Annotated in this window: 16 protein-coding genes; 2 read left to right on the forward strand and 14 right to left on the reverse strand. The window is 61.6% G+C overall.

The features are described 5' to 3' along the window. Positions 1–71 precede the first annotated feature (71 nt). The gene (locus A6D6_RS19810; RefSeq protein WP_159661668.1) at positions 72–971 is read right to left on the reverse strand and encodes a TIGR01777 family oxidoreductase; all 900 of its coding nucleotides are present in this window, start codon (positions 969–971) and stop codon (positions 72–74) included. Further along, the gene (locus tag A6D6_RS19815) at positions 968–2494 is read right to left on the reverse strand and encodes a hypothetical protein (protein ID WP_159661669.1); all 1527 of its coding nucleotides are present in this window, start codon (positions 2492–2494) and stop codon (positions 968–970) included. The genes A6D6_RS19810 and A6D6_RS19815 overlap by 4 nt, the downstream gene beginning before the upstream one ends. A 787-nt stretch (positions 2495–3281) precedes the next feature. Between A6D6_RS19815 and A6D6_RS19820 the strand changes: the two genes are divergently transcribed. After that, positions 3282–3521, forward strand: coding sequence for a PA3496 family putative envelope integrity protein (locus A6D6_RS19820; RefSeq protein WP_133493009.1), 240 nt, complete (start codon positions 3282–3284; stop codon positions 3519–3521). A gap of 89 nt (positions 3522–3610) precedes the next feature. On the opposite strand, the gene A6D6_RS19825 is transcribed toward A6D6_RS19820, so the two are convergent. The 7 genes from A6D6_RS19825 to A6D6_RS19855 form a co-directional block, all read right to left on the reverse strand. Beyond that, positions 3611–4015, reverse strand: coding sequence for a DCC1-like thiol-disulfide oxidoreductase family protein (locus tag A6D6_RS19825; RefSeq protein WP_159661670.1), 405 nt, complete (start codon positions 4013–4015; stop codon positions 3611–3613). A 51-nt stretch (positions 4016–4066) separates the two neighbouring features. Then, positions 4067–4786 carry a DUF4328 domain-containing protein gene (locus A6D6_RS19830; RefSeq protein ID WP_133493007.1) on the reverse strand — a complete coding sequence of 240 codons (720 nt, stop codon included), beginning with the start codon at positions 4784–4786 and terminating at the stop codon, positions 4067–4069. Positions 4787–4817: 31 nt separating this feature from the next. Beyond that, positions 4818–5378 (reverse strand): GNAT family N-acetyltransferase, encoded by a 561-nt coding sequence (locus tag A6D6_RS19835; protein ID WP_133493006.1) that lies wholly within the window; start codon positions 5376–5378, stop codon positions 4818–4820. 26 nt (positions 5379–5404) lie between these two features. Beyond that, positions 5405–6196, reverse strand: coding sequence for an enhanced serine sensitivity protein SseB (sseB, locus tag A6D6_RS19840; RefSeq protein ID WP_159661671.1), 792 nt, complete (start codon positions 6194–6196; stop codon positions 5405–5407). A gap of 28 nt (positions 6197–6224) precedes the next feature. Further along, a complete protein-coding gene (gene panB / locus A6D6_RS19845; protein WP_159661672.1) occupies positions 6225–7010 on the reverse strand; it encodes a 3-methyl-2-oxobutanoate hydroxymethyltransferase in 786 nt (261 codons plus the stop codon). Between the two features lie 136 nt (positions 7011–7146). Continuing rightward, entirely contained in the window at positions 7147–7287 is a 141-nt protein-coding gene (gene ykgO, locus A6D6_RS19850) for a type B 50S ribosomal protein L36 (protein WP_133493003.1), read from the reverse strand. Between the two features lie 10 nt (positions 7288–7297). Further along, entirely contained in the window at positions 7298–7567 is a 270-nt protein-coding gene (locus A6D6_RS19855; RefSeq protein ID WP_133493002.1) for a type B 50S ribosomal protein L31, read from the reverse strand. Positions 7568–7794: 227 nt separating this feature from the next. Between A6D6_RS19855 and A6D6_RS19860 the strand changes: the two genes are divergently transcribed. Next, positions 7795–9066, forward strand: coding sequence for a serine hydrolase domain-containing protein (locus A6D6_RS19860; RefSeq protein ID WP_159661673.1), 1272 nt, complete (start codon positions 7795–7797; stop codon positions 9064–9066). A 125-nt stretch (positions 9067–9191) separates the two neighbouring features. Here the strand turns inward: A6D6_RS19860 and sucD are convergent, their stop codons facing one another. From sucD to A6D6_RS19885, 5 genes are all read right to left on the reverse strand, one after another. Beyond that, positions 9192–10067, reverse strand: coding sequence for a succinate--CoA ligase subunit alpha (gene sucD, locus A6D6_RS19865; RefSeq protein ID WP_133492995.1), 876 nt, complete (start codon positions 10065–10067; stop codon positions 9192–9194). Beyond that, positions 10064–11233, reverse strand: coding sequence for an ADP-forming succinate--CoA ligase subunit beta (sucC, locus tag A6D6_RS19870; protein ID WP_014995016.1), 1170 nt, complete (start codon positions 11231–11233; stop codon positions 10064–10066). Before sucC ends, sucD begins: the two co-directional genes overlap by 4 nt. Before the next feature lie 162 nt (positions 11234–11395). Beyond that, on the reverse strand, positions 11396–12835 hold the full coding sequence (gene lpdA, locus A6D6_RS19875; RefSeq protein WP_133492994.1) for a dihydrolipoyl dehydrogenase: 1440 nt from the start codon (positions 12833–12835) through the stop codon (positions 11396–11398). Between the two features lie 66 nt (positions 12836–12901). Continuing rightward, positions 12902–14122: a 2-oxoglutarate dehydrogenase complex dihydrolipoyllysine-residue succinyltransferase gene (gene odhB, locus A6D6_RS19880; protein ID WP_159661674.1), complete on the reverse strand. Its 1221-nt coding sequence runs from the start codon at positions 14120–14122 to the stop codon at positions 12902–12904. A 31-nt stretch (positions 14123–14153) separates the two neighbouring features. Then, the gene (locus A6D6_RS19885; RefSeq protein WP_159661675.1) at positions 14154–16991 is read right to left on the reverse strand and encodes a 2-oxoglutarate dehydrogenase E1 component; all 2838 of its coding nucleotides are present in this window, start codon (positions 16989–16991) and stop codon (positions 14154–14156) included. Positions 16992–17427: the final 436 nt, after the last annotated feature.

The following is a 17427-nucleotide window of genomic DNA, read 5'->3' on the forward strand; positions in this document are numbered from 1 at the left end:
GGCAATTTTTTATGACCGCAACGCCCGCAGCGCCGGGGTTTGACTTTAGCATCCGGCGTCTGGCGTCCGTCTCATACCAGATCGGCCAGGGCCTGTTCAAGGCGGGGATAACGGAACACGAACCCCTGCTCTTCCAGTCGACGGGGGTAGGCACGCTGCCCGCCGAGCATCAGTTGCGACATCTCGCCCAGTGCCAGTCGCAACACCGGCGCCGGCATCACCCAGGGCGCCGGGCGCCGCGCCGCCCTGGCCAGAGCACGATGAAACTCGCGCTGGGTCACCGGCTCCGGCGCGGTGGCATTGAACACACCTTCGACGCTGGGAGAAGTCAGGGCCCGGGCCAGAATCGCCAGCAGATCATCCTGGTGGATCCAGCTCAGCCATTGTTCGCCGCTGCCCAGACGCATCCCCAGACTGAACCGGTAAGCGGGCAACAATCTGGCCAGCATGCCGCCGTTGGCGCCCAGCGCCACGCCAGTGCGGACGATCACCAGCCGCATGCCCAGGCCGGTGACTTCGCGGGCAGCCTGCTCCCAGGCGTCGCAGAGCCGGTAGCCGAAGTCCTTGCGCCGGGCGGGGCTGCGCTCGGTCAGTTCGGCGTCACCAGCGTCGCCATAGAAGCCCACCGCCGAGCCGCTAACCATCACCGCCGGCGGGCGCCGCAAACGGCGCATCAGCGCCACCAGGTCATCGGTAACACCGACCCGCGAATCCAACAGTCGCTGTTTGCGCGCCGCGCTCCAGCGGCGGCTGAACAGGCTTTCGCCGGCCAGATTGACCACCGCATCCAGCGCTTCGTCATCGGCGATGTCATTGAACGAGGAAATAATCCGGGTGCCGGGCGGGCACGACGCCTGCGCCCGTTGCCGGCTCTGGCGACTGAGCACCACCAGCCGGTGGCCGTGACTGTGCAGATGATGTCCCAGGGCGCCGCCGATGAAACCGGTGCCGCCGGTCATCAGGATATTCACCTAACCGCCTCCATGGACACGATATCGGATAGTGCATGAAAGTATTCCACTGTGCCGGCGCCCACCGGCACAGTCAAAGTAATACGCCCGCCTTCCACCGCCTGCAAGCGTCCCTCCTGGGTTTTACCATCCCCGGTGGTGACCCGTACCAGGCGCCCCAGCAAGACCTGATAAGGCGTGTGCGGTTCCGCGGGATCACCGTGCGGCACCTCCGGTGGCAATGTAGCGGCGGCGGTCGCGGCCACTTGCCAGCGGCGGCCGTCATTGCTGCTCAGGCTGTCGATGAGGGTGCCGTCGACGGCGATCTCGGCACTACCGGCTCCCAGCGCCAGGCGCAGCCAGAGCCGGTCGCTGGCGACCCGGGTCAGCACCCCGGTGCGTTCCCGGCCACCGCTTTCGCGCACCGTCAGTTCACTGCCGGTCAACGGCGCCAGCACCAGCAGGTCGGTTAGTGGCACTGACGTGTCGGGTCCCGGCGGTGCCGGCGGTTTCGGCGGCGGTGGCGGTTCCGCCGTCGGCTGGCGGCCAGCGGTCATGGAGCCCGGTGTCACCGCCCAACCCACCGGGGTCTTCTCCAGGCCCAGTTGACGCCGTTCACGGCCACCATCGGAGCGGGTCAGACGAACCTCCACCCGGCCCTCGCCGGCGGCGCGGCGCAGAATCACGTTCTCCACTTCGACGTTTTGCAATACCCCTGCGGGAAACTGAGTCTGCAGATACTGCTCCGATACCCAGGCCAGGGTATCCGGGTGATCGAAACCGGCGTCCACGTCGCCATCCCGATAGCGCAGATGGTTGGTACGGGCGGTGAAGTCCCCCACCAGATAGCTGTTCGTCTGGTCAGGCAAGACCAGTTGGATAGTGCCGTTGAAGCCGCCGGGATCCCGTGGCGCCAGCGCCAGGTCAAGGCGATAGCCGTTACGGATGATGCGCGTTTCCGGGTATTGCTGGCCGGCCGGGGTCCAGGAAAGGTGGATTTCCGGCCCGCCCTCTTCCCAGGGAGAGACCAGCAGAGTACGGCGCTCGCGAATCGACGCCGTCGGCCAGTTCAAGAGCAGGCTGACGGACAGCTCGGGCAACACGCCGTCCCCCTGGTGTACCGTCAAGACGCCGTTGACCAGCGTCACTTGAGAGTTTTTCAGATCGGTGCCGTGCAATCGGCCGGTGAGCGGATGCCCCTCACCACGAGCCATCAGCAGGGCCGCCTCGGAAGAACGCACGAAGGGGCTGCTGGTAATGTCGGCGGCGCCGCTCACCACCTGACCGGACACCGGGGGAATCGCCGCGTTTTCCCGGTAGTCCACGTACATTAGCCCCAGGCCCGCCAAGGTGATGACCAATCCGGCGACCCGCAACAGGGCGAGCCGGCCATAGGCCTCCCAGTTTTCCTGAACCTGGTGTAACCCCGCCACCGGCAATACGAACAGGACCAGGCTATGGCCGTGCCAGGCGGCCTGCCTGATCAGCCCCACCGTGGCCATGACCGCCATGCTGACGCCCACTACCACCAGCCAATCCGCCATTGTCTTTTATCTCCCCAATCCCGGGTCCATGCCGCTCGCGGCCGCCCAAAAGGGCAGCTTACAAAGCCTCCCCGGAGCCCGCCAGCGTTTCCCTCGCCATCGGGGGATGGAGATCCCGGGCTTATGACCACGGTCACATAGCGCCGGACGCCGAAAGGCTTCCGTGCAGACCTGCCTCAGTGCCTCCCTCCATCAGGGACAGCGGAGCCGCGTTATGCCTTTACGGGAACGCCGTGAATACGTCCGAACGTCCCTGTTCGCCAGGGTCCCGCAAAGGCGTAACGCGGTTCCGCTTCGAGGTAACCGGAAAGTGCGGATGTTCTTTGGCCTTGGAGAGATAAATTCGAAGGCAGCTACAACGCCGCCGTGGGAAGCTTGCTGGCAAGCGAATGGGCTTTCGGACCCCAGGATTCGCTTGCAAGCAAGCTTCCCACAGCCGCTTCGTAGCCCCTTCCGTGGCAGCGGTCGACGTTGTTGGAGCCCAAAGTGCCGCGGTTCACTCGAAGCGGGTCAGTACGGAGGCCTTCCGGGACCCTGTTTGACAGGGACGTCAAACCAGGAGTCTACGGGGATGTATTCACGGCGATCCCGGAAGGCCTCCGTACTGACCCGCCCCCCCGATGGAGCTCCCCAGTCCGGTTATTCCACGATGAACCAAAAAAATACTTGTATCGGGGAAAGACAGAAGTTATATAGGCGCTGAGGTAGTCGGGTTGGGAGTTCCGTTCGCGGAGTCCCCCTTGGCACCCGGTTGTTTACGGCGCTTTCGTTACCGAAAGGAGGCCCCATGAGTAACCGCCGCGCTGACCGAGACTATGAATCGGAAGACCTGCTGATGAATGATGATTTTGACCTTGTCGATGACGACAACGGTGAGGAGCTCCAGGAGGAACGCAGTGCTCGCGCTCGCAGTTTCAACATGGACATGCGTCATCGTATCGAGGATCGGCTGGAGGAGCGCCGTCTGAAACGGGAACTTAGCGAGTACGAGTTTCTTGATTTTGAAGACGACGATACTCTGCACTGAACCTCACCGGCCTCCGTCGCCCTTCGGGGTTGACGGAGACAACCGGTCTCTTTTTATTTTTTTATTTCAAAAAACCGGAAAAACATTACCTAGAAGCGTTCATTGTTCGCTTTGCCCAGGTTATTGATTTTGCTTTTCCGCAGTGCTTTGAGTAACAGGTTACGCAGGGCGCGCAACACCGGATACAACACCGACGCCACCCTGGGTGAGCGGAACATCCAGTAATTCAAGCGGTTGAACACCCCGGAACGGCTGCCCATCAACGCCAGCGCGTGGATGGCGTCGGCACCGTAATAGAGTTGATCCCCGACCTTCAAAACCATGCCCTGGTCAATGTCCCAGCCACGGGCGGTAATCTCGCGCAGAATCTCCGTGTCCTCGCGCGCGTCGACCAGTTGCAAGGAGCCAACGGCATCACGCAGGCGAACCCAGCGGCAATAGTTGTCGCAGGCGGGACATTGTTTGTCGTAGACCAGTACGATGTTCGATTCCATCACCGTCTCCTCCGGCGCCACTGTCCCATAATTTGCCTGCACGCAACACGCTCACACGCCACAAGCCGAGCGCTGCATGGCATGGATACGCCGGATCAATACCATTAACGCGAAAGCCAGCGGTATCTCCAAAAAGTCCGCCACCAGCGTCACCTGGCTAAGGAGCAGGTAGTCCTCCATGGAATTCGCATGCCGGGCCAGTTGCATGATGCCTGACCCCAGTGCCAGGGACAGCAACCACATCCCCCACCACACCGGCATCAGCATTGGCGTGGATTGGCGGTGCCAATCGGCGGGGGCGGCACTGGCACGCCAGATTTCCTTCATCGCCTGATAGGGTTTCCACATGCTGAGCACGGGGATGAAGTACCAGCCCACCGCCCAGCCCGGCGTGAACCGCATGTCCGCTGCCCCGAGCCTCCGGCAATTCTGGTTGGCGCGGTAGATCCAGCGGGCCACCAGGATCATGGCGGTGAGCAGAACGAGGGTTTGCACCAGACCGACCACTCCCTGGCGGAGATAACTGGCCTCGATAACCTGATCGCTCAACACCACGCCGTCGCGGAGTCGGAGCAATAGCCGATATTCCAGTAGTCCTGAAATAACCGCCACCGCCGCCATGGCCATATCCGCGTACAAAAAACGTTTCACCCATTTGGTCAGCGCACCGGTGTCGATCAACGCCTCCGGTCGCGGAGTTTTTTCCGACAGATCCGCTCGCGGCGGCGCGTAAGGCGCCCCCTCCCCCTGACTCGGGCTTCCCTGTTCCATTGTTCGGCTTCCCTTTTGGTTCGAATATTGACTACCGTCGACGCCAGTCCCCGGCGGACAGCCGGTAAAGACAGTGCTCCCGTATTGGCATGCCTTCCGGCACGCTGGGATGGTCGAAGGTATCCTCCTGCCGCGCCATGCCCAGCCGCTCCATCACCGCCTGGGAGCGGTAATTCAGCACACTGGTGAAAGCAACGATTTCCTCCAGCTCCAGGTTGTCGAAGCCGAACTCGAGCACCGCGGCCGCGGCTTCCGTGGCATAGCCATTGCCCCAGGCGTCGCGGCGCAGGCGCCAACCGATCTCCACGCAAGGCTGGAACGGCAGCATGACATTGGGAATATTGAGGCCAACAAATCCCAGAAACCGCTTCTGCTCCCGTTGCTCCAATGCCCAGAATCCCCACCCCCGCTCGGCGATCAACGCCTCGCAGTGATCCGCCATGGCCTGGCTCTGCGCCTCGTTCATGGTCTCGGGGAAGAATTGCATCACTTCCGGGTCCGCGTTCATGGCCGCGAACGGGGCACGATCCGCGGGCCGCCACTGGCGTAAACGCAGACGCTCGGTGTTCAGTTCGGCAACCGGTTGTTTCATCACTCCCTCCGAGGCAATGGTCTCTCTCAGGCGTTTCCACCCTTGAAGAAATTGCGCAGCCGGGATCCCCAGCGGCGCTGATAAAACGGCTCCACCTGTTCCACGAAATAACGGCTGAGCCCTTCGTCATTCTCCGCAATCCGGTACAGATCCACCGCCTTCCCCTTACTTACGGTATCGCCAATGACCTGACCGCATTCGCGCATCACCGGCTCGATATCCCCCTCCGCCTCGATACCGATCACCAGGGAGGGGTGCTCGCTGACGGAACGGTCGTGCATCAGTGTCAGGAAAGCGCGCTTCACGTTGCCGTGCTTGGCGAGCAGTTGGGTCAAGGAATCCACCATCGCGGCCGGATACTCGGCTGGCTGTCCCAACAACACCTCGGTGTCCTGCTCCACCGTGCGCTGCTCCGGCGCACTGCCGCCCCCCTCCTTCAACAGCCCCCGCACTTCCTCCGGCACGAATTCCTTGCCATAGGGCAGGCGCGGATTGAGATAGAGGGTCGCGCCCTCGGTCATTTCGAACAGGGAACGGGCCGTCAACGCCAGGTAGGACTGCTCCTCCTCAATGGCCTGCCTCAACACCTCCAGCGACGAGAAGAACGGAATCGCCGAGGTCCCGTCCTGCTTCTCCCATTGCGTCAGATTAACCTGGCTGCCGGCCTCCAGGGTGGTCTGCCCTTCACCGCCATTGGCGGTGCCCAGCACATAGACCGTGGATTCCAGCAGCCGCTGGTAGAATTCCGGCCGGTGGGCCGGTTCATCGGCGGCCAGCCGCAACAGGCGTTCCAGATCGTTTTCTTCCCTTTCCGTCATTAACGACATCCTTTATGTCATGCCTGCATCAGGCTTTCCCTGAACCGGTGAAAGCGATGATGTTGTTGGGGAACTCACGGGAGGCCACTTCGCTGGCGAAGTCCTCCGCCACTTGCAAAATGGTGCGGCTGACGTGAGCGTACTGCTTGGAGAACGGCGGCCAGTAGTCACCCAGCCCCAGGGCATCATTGATCACCAGTACCTGACCGTCGCAGTCCGGGCCGGCGCCGATACCGATGGTGGGAATCCGCAGGGTGCCGGTGAGCTCTGCACCGAGATTGTAGGGAATGTGCTCCAGCACGATCATGAAGGCACCGGCTTCCTGGATGACGACGGCATCCTCCAGCACCTGCCTGGCTTCCTGTTCGGTGCGTCCCACCTTGGTGAAGCTCTTGGCGGTCTGCGGTGTCAGGCCAGTATGCCCGACCACCGCGATGCCGTTGTCCACCAGATGGCGGATCACCCCGGTCTTGGCGCCCTCCAGTTTGACGCTGTCGGCGCCGGCGGCGATCAGGCGGCGGGCGTTCCACAGTGCCGTGTCCGGGTCCTTGTCGGTCTCATACGGCAAATCGCCGATGATATGGGTTTCCGGCGCGCCGCGACGCACGGCGCCAACGTGATAGGTCATGTGGTCAATGGTGACGTCACGGGTGCTGTCGAAGCCCATTTCCACCATGCCCACGGTATCGCCCACCAGGATCACCGGGATCGCCGCCCGCTCCAGAGCCCGGGCCACCGGGCAGGTGTAGGCGGTCAACATGGCGATGGGCGTCCGCCCTTTCATTTCCATCAAAGCCTGCGCGTGCTTTTTCATCACAAACCCCTCCTTCAGGGCGCCGTTAAAACGCCCTAACTTTGCCATAATTCAGGGCATGTTGGATAACGGAAGGGATTCGGGATAGGGATCCGCTGGTGGCGCGGCAACAGGGGCCGTTATTGAATAGCCACTGTTACTTGCGGGTTTTGGTTCCCTGTCTGGCTTTGAAACGGGGATTGGTCTTGCAGATCACATAGAGACGCCCTCGCCGCTTGACGATCTGGCAATCCGGGTGGCGGCTCTTGGCGGATTTCAACGAGCTGACGACTTGCATTGATGTTCCCTCATTTGGCGCGCGTGGGCCGGCTGCTCAACTTGCCGAAACGCTGTTGGAAACGAGCGACACGTCCCTCCGACGAGGCCTGACGCTGCTCCCCGGTGTAGAAGGGGTGGGAAGCGCTCGACACATCAAGCTCCACCAAGGGGTAGGTTTCTCCGTCATCCCATACGATCGTTTTATCCGACTGGCAGGTGGAACGAATCCTGAACGTGGCGCCACAGCTGGTATCACGGAAGATGACATAGTCATAGGGAGGGTGAATGTCTTTTTGCATATCTTACCTCTTACGTTATATCGTAACAATCAACAATTAGAACCGATTCTCATTACCAAGTAAAGAGGCAGCACAGCGCCTATTGAGAAGTTTGGTGGCCGCCTTACCGCCCTATCTTCACGACGCCGATATCGTGCAAAATGCTTTCAAGGTGGCGGGCTGATTCCCCAGCGCGGCCAGCAATTCCGCGATGGCCACGCTATCGTCATGAGTTGGAGAAAAACAATATGTTCGATCTGGTGACACCGGAGCTGGTGGGAATCTCAAGCCATCGTTTGGAACGCGTGGACAACTGGATGCGGACGCTGGTGGCATCGCGGCGGCTGGCCGGTATCAGCGTACTGGTTTACCGGCGCGGGCATTGCGCCTGGTTTGGCGGTGCGGGCCACCTGAAAACGGATCAGCAACAGAAGATCGCCGAAGATACCCTCTTTCGTATCTACTCGATGACCAAGCCGATCACCAGCGTCGCCGCCATGATGCTCTACGAGCAGGGCCTGTTTCAGCTCGATGATCCAATAGCAAAATTTTTGCCCGAGTTCACCAACATGCAGGTCTGTGTGGGCGGGGACGAGGAGAATCCCAAGCTGGAACCGGCGCGCAGCCTGATCACCATGCGGCAACTGCTGACACACACTTCCGGGCTGGCCTACGATTTCACCAGCCTGCCACCGGTGGATGCCCTGTATCGCAAGCACGGCATCAACTTCAGCCGCCCTCACGGTTCACTGGCGGAAATGACCCGCCAGGCGGCACAAATGCCGCTGCTTTTCCATCCCGGTACGAAGTGGAACTACAGCATCTCCACGGATGTGCTGGGGCGGGTGGTGGAGGTGATTTCCGGACAATCACTGGATCGCTATTTCGCCGAACATATCTTTGAGCCTCTGGGCATGAACGATACCGCCTTCTGGGTCGCCGAAGAAAAAGGGCATCGACTGGCGGAGATGTACACCCTGGCCGGCGCCATGCCACCACGTATCAAAGGCGAGCCCACCGAAGTCACCCCGGACCCGCGGGGCGCGCTGGAAGTCAGCGCTGCGTCCGCTGGCCGGCAGTTCATTCAGCCACCCGAAATTCTCTCCGGCGGCGGCGGCCTGACCTCCACCACCGGCGACTACCTGCGTTTCGCTCTGATGCTACGCAATGGCGGCAACTTCAACGGCGCGCGCCTGCTGGGCCGCAAGACCGTGGAATTGATGCACAGCAATCACCTGCCCGGTTCGATGGCCGACATGGGCGAGCCCCGTTTCAATAATACTCACATGGGAGCCGGGTTGGGATTCGGTTTGGGTTTTGGCGTGGTCCTCAATCCAGCCCTGGCGCAAACCATGGGGTCGGTGGGCGAGTATTTCTGGACCGGCATGGCCAATACCCAGTTCTGGATCGACCCCAGTGAGGATCTGATCGTCATCCAGATGGCCCAGATGATGCCCTCCACGCTGGTACCGATCCGGCAAACCCTGCGCTCGCTGGTCTATCAGGCGCTGATTGACTGAACCCCAAAAAGCATCGCGGCCCGTGGGCCGCTCCTGCGAGAGGTCGAACCTCCTGCGGGAACGGCTCACGGGCCGCGATGACATTGACGCTGGCGGCCGGACTCAAGGTCCGGCACCACCTGGCTTTACCAGCCGGTGGCTTTCTTCACACCTTCGCCGATTTCCGCCGGGTTGCGCACGGTGACCACACCGGCGGCTTCCAGGGCGGCGAACTTCTCGTCCGCGGTGCCCTTGCCACCAGCGATGATCGCACCGGCGTGGCCCATGCGCTTGCCCGGAGGCGCGGTGACACCGGCGATGTAGCTGACCACCGGCTTGGTCACGTGCTCCTTGATGTAGGCAGCGGCTTCATCTTCCGCGGTACCGCCGATCTCACCCACCATGACGATGGCTTCGGTCTGCGGATCGTTCTGGAACATTTCCAGCGCGTCGATGAAGGTAGTGCCCGGGATCGGGTCACCACCGATACCGATACAGGTGGACTGACCGTAACCCAGCTTGGTGGTCTGGTTGACCGCTTCGTAGGTCAGGGTGCCGGAACGGGAGACGATGCCCACTTTACCCGGTTTGTGGATGTGACCGGGCATGATGCCGATCTTGCACTCGCCCGGAGTGATCACACCGGGGCAGTTCGGACCGATCAGGCGCACGCCGCCCTTACGGACGATGTATTCTTTCACGTACAGCATATCGAGAGCCGGAATGCCTTCGGTGATGCAGACGATCAGCTCGATGCCCGCATCAGCGGCTTCGATGATGGAGTCCTTGCAGAACGCCGCCGGTACGTAGATCACGGAGGCGGTGGCGCCGGTTTCCTTGACCGCGTCGGCCACGGTGTTGAAGACCGGCAGGCCCAGGTGGGTCTGACCACCCTTGCCCGGGGTCACGCCGCCGACCATTTGAGTACCGTACTCAATGGCCTGCTCGGAGTGGAAGGTGCCCTGACTGCCGGTGAAACCCTGGCAGATCACCTTGGTGTTCTTGTCGATCAATACGCTCATTTGGCACCTCCCGCCGCTTTCACCACCTGCTCGGCGGCGTCGTCAAAACTCTTGGCGGCGATGATGTTCATGCCGCTGTCGGCCAGCTTCTGCGCGCCCAGCTCGGCGTTGTTGCCTTCCAGACGCACCACCACCGGCACCTCGACGCCCACTTCTTCCACCGCGCCGATGATGCCTTCGGCGATCAGGTCACAGCGGACGATACCGCCGAAGATGTTCACCAGAACCGCTTGCACCTGGTCGTCGGAGAGGATGATCTTGAACGCTTCGGTAACACGCTCTTTAGTGGCACCGCCGCCCACATCCAGGAAGTTGGCGGGCTGGCCGCCCTTGAGCTTGACCAGGTCCATGGTGCCCATGGCCAGGCCGGCGCCGTTCACCATGCAGCCGATGTTGCCTTCCAGAGCCACGTAGTTGAGCTCCCACTCGGCGGCGCGACGCTCACGCTCGTCTTCCTGGGAGGGATCTTCCAGCGCTTTGATGTCCGGGTGGCGGAACAGCGCGCTGCCATCCACGTTGATCTTGGCGTCCAGGCAGTGCAGATCACCCTGCTCGGTGACCACCAGCGGGTTGACCTCGATCAGCGCCAGGTCCTTGTCGTCGAACAGTTTGGCCAAACCGGTGAAGATCTTGGCGAACTGATTGACTTGCTTGCCTTCCAGCCCCAGCTGGAACGCGATCTGGCGGGCCTGGTAGGGCTGCGCGCCGACCAGCGGATCGACTTCCGCCTTGAGGATTTTTTCCGGGGTTTCCTCGGCGACTTTCTCGATTTCCACGCCGCCCTCGGTGGACGCCATGAACACCACGCGGCGGGTGGCGCGATCCAGTACCGCACTCAGGTACAGCTCTCTTGCGATGTCGGTGCAGGTTTCCACCAGAATTTTGGAAACCGGCTGGCCGTGCTCGTCGGTCTGGAACGTCACCAGACGCTGGCCCAGCCATTTCTTGGCGAATTCCGCCGCTTCCTCGGCGCTGTCGACCAACTTCACGCCGCCAGCCTTACCGCGGCCACCGGCGTGTACCTGGGCCTTGACGACCCATTTGTCACCACCAATTTCCTTCGTCTTGGCGGCGACCTCTTCGGGGGTGTCGCAGGCGAAGCCTTTGGAAACCGGCAGGCCGTAATCAGCAAACAGCTGTTTCGACTGATACTCGTGGAGGTTCATGCCATTAATTCCGTCGTTGATGAAAGATCAAAAGGCGGGACGGCGTGGCACGCCAACAACCGACGAAGTTTCGCGTTTGCGCCGACGGCTCCCTCGGGAGCACGGCGGTGCAAACACACTACGTCCGATATCGGCCAGCGCGGCACGCCGGAAGCCCGACTTTTATTTCTTGCGGCGCCGTTGCGCCACATGGATGGCCTTGTAATCCGTGGCCAGAGCCGCTTCGTGCACGGTCTCGGACAGGCTCGGGTGACCGAACACCATCAATTGCAGATCTTCGATGCTGGCGCCGAATTCCAGGGAAATAACGCCCTGTTGCACCAACTCGGAAGCCTGGGGACCAAGCACGTGCATGCCCAGAACGCGGTCGCTTTTCTCGTCCACCACGAACTTCACCATACCGGCGGATTCACCGGCGGCCAGAGCACGCCCATTGGCGGCGAAGGGGACCACCCCGGTTTTGTAGGGCTCCCCGGATTCCTTCACTTCTTCCTCGGTTTTACCAACCCACGCCACTTCCGGGTGGGTATAAATCACGCCGGGGACGGCGTCGTAGTTGACCTGGGTGTGCTCACCCGCGATCACTTCCGCCACCATGACCCCTTCTTCAATGGCCTTGTGGGCCAGGGCCGGCCCCCGCACCAGATCACCGATGGCGTACACACCGGGGACGTCGGTACGGCACTGGTTGTCGACGTAAATGAAGTTACGCTCATCCAGGGTCACACCGGCATCCTGACTGAGCAGGCCTTCGGTATAGGGACGGCGGCCAACGGCCACGATCAAACGATCGAAGGTTTCCTCGTGCTCGCCGTCACCGTCGGTATAGGTAACGCGAACGGAATTTTTGTTTTTCTTGCTGCCAGTGACCCGGGCACCGAGGTGAATGTCCAGGCCCTGTTTGGTGAACTGTTTCAGCGCTTCCTTGGCGACTTGCTGATCCACCGCCGGCAGGAAGGTATCCACCGCTTCCAGCACGGTCACCTGGCTGCCCAGGCGTGCCCAGACGCTGCCCAGCTCCAGGCCGATGACGCCGGCGCCGATCACGCCCAGTTTCTTGGGCACGCTGGTGAATTCCAAGGCACCGGTGGAATCGACGATGATCTGCTGGTCCACTTCCGCCACCGGAATGTCGATCGGCACGGAGCCCGCGGCCAGGATCACGTTGTCCGCTTCCAGGGTCTGCTCGTCCCCTTCCAGCGGCGTGAACGCCACCTGTTTGTTGGCTTTGAGCTGGCCGGTACCTTGCAGCCAGTCCACTTTGTTGGCTTTGAACAGCTGGGCGATACCACCGGTCAGCTGCAGGACGATTTTGTCCTTGCGCTGCAGCATGGTGTCCAGGTCCAGGTTCAGTTTGCCAACACCGATACCGTGATCGGAGAAGGCTTCCTCGGCTTCATGGTATTTCCAGGAGGAGTCCAGCAGCGCCTTGGAGGGGATACACCCCACGTTCAGGCAGGTGCCGCCAAGAGCCGGATCACCCTGCTTGTTGATGCGTTTCTCGATGCAGGCGGTTTTGTAACCCAATTGCGCGGCGCGAATCGCGGCGACGTAGCCGCCCGGTCCACCGCCGATGACGATGACGTCGTATTTGTCAGCCATAACCAGTCCCTTTATGCGTCGGGGCCACCGGCGCGGGGCGCGGGGCCCCTTCGCCGGCGCCGGGAATCAGATGTCCAGCAGCAGCCGTGCCGGGTCCTCGATGAAGTTCTTCACGGCGACCAGGAATTGCACTGCTTCCTTGCCGTCGATGATCCGGTGGTCATAGGAGAGCGCCAGATACATCATCGGCAGAATCTTCACTTCGCCATCCACCGCCATCGGTCTTTCCTGGATCTTGTGCATGCCCAGGATGGCGGTTTGCGGCGGGTTGAGGATCGGCGTGGACAACAGTGAGCCGAAGATGCCGCCGTTGGAGATGGTGAAGGTGCCGCCGGTCATCTCTTCGATGGACAGCTTGCCGTCACGGGCCTTGGTACCGAACTCGATGATCTGGGATTCGATTTCGGCCAGCCCTTTCTGGTCGGCGTCACGCATTACCGGCACCACCAGACCACGCTCGGTGGAAACCGCCATGCCCACGTCGTAGTAGCCGTGGTAGACGATGTCGTCACCGTCGATGGACGCATTCACCGCCGGGAAGCGTTTCAGCGCTTCCACACAGGCGCGGGTAAAGAAGCTCATGAAGCCCAAACGCACGCCGTGGGACTTCTCGAACTCGCTTTGATAGTGCTTGCGCATGTCCATGATCGGTTTCATGTTGACCTCGTTGAAGGTGGTCAACATGGCCGCGTCCTGCTGCGCCGCCACCAGACGTTCGGCGATGCGCTTGCGCAGGCGGGTCATCGGGACGCGGCGTTCCTCACGCTCGCCGGCGGCGGCGGCCGGAGCGGCGGCCGGAGCCGGAGCGCTGGAGGCGGGCTGGTTCTGCTGCTTACCGGCCAGTGCTTTCTCCACGTCTTCCTTGGTGATGCGGCCCTTGGCACCGGTGCCTTTGATGTCAGCGGCATTGAGACCGTGCTCGCTCATCAGCTTGCGCGCGGCGGGACCAGCCTGGGCATCGCCGTCATCGTCGCTGCCTTGTGCTTCGGCGGCCGGCGCCTCGGCGGCTTGCGGCTTTTCTTCAGCGGGCGCGGAGGCGGACGCGCTGGCGCCCGCTTCCAATTGCCCGAGCACTTCCTGACTTTCCACGGTGGCGTCTTCGCCTTTGAGGATCTTGGTCAGAACACCGTCCATCGGAGCCACTACCTCGAGGACCACCTTGTCGGTCTCGATGTCCACCAGCAGCTCGTCGCGTTTAACCGCCTCGCCTTCTTTCTTGTGCCAGGTGGCTACCGTGCCATCGGCCACGGATTCCGGAAATTGCGGGGCTTTGATATCTGTCGCCATGCCTGTTCCTTAAACGAGTTCGTTAGGCTGTCTACTTGATGTTGAAGGCGTCTTCGACCAGACGCTGCTGCTGTTCCACGTGCAGGGACATCGAACCCGCCGCCGGAGCCGCCGCCATGTCACGGCCCGCGTATTGCACGTACAGTTTCGGATTGACCGCGCGGGCCACCCGGAACATGTGGTGTTGGGAGCAGTACCAGGCGCCCTGGTTCATCGGCTCCTCCTGACACCAGACCACATGCTCGAGATTCGGATAGCTTTCCAGAATCTCGCGCAGCCGCTGCTCCGGGAACGGATAGAGCTGCTCGATGCGGACCAGCGCGGTGTCCTTGATGTCGTCGGACTCGCGTTTTTCCAGCAGGTCGTAGTAGACCTTGCCGGAACACATCACCACGCGGTTCACCGCTTCGTTATCAAGCTCGGCGGTATCCTCCAGCACGGTGTGGAAACGACCTTCCGAGAGGTCCTCCAGGGACGAGATCGCTCGTTTGTGCCGCAGCAGGCTCTTCGGACTCATCACCACCAGCGGCTTGCGCAGCGGCCGAACCGCCTGGCGGCGCAGCAGGTGGAAGATCTGGGCCGGGGTCGACGGTACGCAGACCTGCATGTTGTGCTCGGCGCTGAGTTGCAGGAAGCGTTCCAGACGGGCGGAGGAGTGCTCCGGGCCCTGTCCTTCGTAACCGTGCGGCAGCAGCAGCGTCAAACCGCACAGCCGCCCCCACTTGGCCTCGCCGGAAGAGATGAACTGGTCGATCACCACCTGGGCGCCGTTGGCGAAATCGCCGAACTGCGCTTCCCACAGCACCAGCGCCTTCGGCGTGGTGGTGGCATAGCCGTACTCGAAGCCCAGCACCGCTTCCTCGGACAGCAGGGAGTCGTAAATATCGAACTCCGGCTGGCCTTCATAGAGGTGCTGCAGAGGAACGTACTGTTCGCCGTTCTTCTGGTTATGCAGCACCGCGTGGCGGTGGGAGAAGGTGCCACGACCACAGTCCTGGCCGGTGAGACGTACCGCGAAGCCCTGATCCAGCAAGGTGGCGTAGGCCAGGGTTTCCCCGTACCCCCAGTTCAGCGGCTGGGCGCCGGCGGTCATCTTGCGGCGGTCTTCCACGATCTTCTTGACCTGACGTTGCACCACCAGACCTTCCGGCAGGGTTTCCAGGCGCCCGGCCAGGTCCTGCAATTTTTTCAGTGGGTAGCCGGTATCCCAATCGTCTTCCACTTCGTGGCCGATGTAGGGAGACCAGTCCACGAACAGCGCCTTGTTGGGCTCACGCACCAGGGCCTTGACCACATGGTTGCCTTCGTCCAGCGCATCGCGGTAATCGTCCACCATCTTCTGCGCGTCCTGTTCGCTGATCACCTGCTGGCTGATCAGCGCCTCCGCGTAGAGCGTACGGGTGGTCGGGTGCGACTTGATCTTCTTGTACATCAGCGGCTGGGTGGAGGACGGCTCATCCGCCTCGTTGTGACCCAGACGGCGGTAACAGATCAGATCGATCACCACGTCCTTCTTGAACTGCATGCGGTAATCCACCGCCAGCTGGGTGACGAAGTACACCGCTTCCGGATCGTCCGCGTTGACGTGGAAGATCGGAGCCTGAACCATCTTCGCCACGTCAGTGCAGTACTCGGTGGAACGGGCGTCGTCCTGACGGCTGGTGGTGAAGCCCACCTGGTTATTGATGATCACATGCAAGGTGCCACCGGTCTTGAAACCCCGGGTCTGGGACATCTGGAAGGTTTCCATGACCACACCCTGACCGGCGAAGGCCGCGTCACCGTGCACCAGGATCGGCACCACCTGGTCACCACCGTGATCCTGACGGCGGTCCTGGCGGGCACGCACGGACCCTTCCACCACCGGAGAGACGATTTCCAGGTGAGAGGGGTTGAAAGCCATGGCCAGGTGCACCTCACCGCCGGAGGTCTGCACGTTGGAGGAGAAGCCCTGGTGATACTTCACGTCACCGGAGCCCTGCTCATTGAAGCTTTTGCCTTCAAATTCGCCGAACAGATCCCGCGGGCTCTTGCCCAGGGTGTTCACCAGCACATTCAGCCGGCCCCGGTGGGCCATGCCGAGCACCATTTCCTTGGCGCCGTAGCTGCCGACCCGCTGGATCATCTCGTCCACCAGCGGAATCAGGGATTCACCGCCTTCCAAACCAAAGCGCTTGGTACCCGGGTAGCGACTGCCCAGGTATTTTTCCAGCCCTTCGGCGGCGGTGAGCCGTTCCAGGATGTGTTGCTTGATCTCCGCATTATATTGCGGATGGCTACGCACACTCTCCAGCCGTTGCTGAATCCAGCGCTTCTCCGCGGTGTTGACGATGTGCATGTATTCGGCACCGACCGAGGAGCAGTAGGCGCCCTTCAGGCAGTCAACGATTTCACGGAGTTTGGCTTCCGGCTTACCAATGAACAGATTGCCGGTCTGGAATACGGTTTCCAGGTCGGACTGACTCAGACCATGATGGGCCAGCTCCAGATCCGCCACCTGCTCCCGCTCCATCAGCCCCAGCGGGTCCAACTTGGCCACCTGGTGCCCACGGTTGCGGTAAGCGGCGATCAGATGCAGAACCCGCACCTGGCGACGTTCGTGCTCGCTGCTGACCGCGCCGGCGCCCATCTTCTGGACCCGGGAGCGGTTCTTGGCTTCCAGCAAAAAGTACTCACGCACCGGTCCGTGGGGAACATCGGACTCAACGGCACCGTTGACGCTGGGGAGTTTTTCGAAGTAAGCGCGCCAGTCTTCCGGCACGGAGTTGGGATCTGTCAGATAGGATTCGTACAGTTCATCGACATAGGCCATGTTGGCACCCCCGAGAGGGGAGGATTGCCATTGGCGCTGCATGGAACTGTCTTGCATCGTCGCTCGTTCCTTAGCCGGGAGCCTGTCACGCCTGTGGCATGAGATGGTGCTGTGACCACAGGGAGGATGACCCTGTTCCCGAGCTTTCAATGTGTCCGGAGCGGCCGCCTTTTAAGCCCCGCTCCACCCTGCTGCATACACCGATTCCGGGGTTTCCGGAACCGGTCGATAGTGTAGTACGTTTGTGAGGCTTTTGTTAGAGGCGGTTCGGGACTCACCGGCGGCCCGTACCCAGCCAACCGGCCTGTTCAGCCCTTCAACGCTGTCCGACTTATCGACCTTTTCGGGCGGAACTTCAATGCCACCAAGGTCGAGTCTGTTTATCGGGGCGGTCGCCACGATTTCAAGCTTATCCGAAGCGCACCGGATTGGCCCCCGGGGGTCGCATTCAGATACAAAAAAACGCCGGACGCCGATAATGCAAAACCAGACC

The organism is Alcanivorax xiamenensis (genome assembly GCF_009846745.1).
Taxonomy (GTDB): domain Bacteria; phylum Pseudomonadota; class Gammaproteobacteria; order Pseudomonadales; family Alcanivoracaceae; genus Alloalcanivorax; species Alloalcanivorax xiamenensis.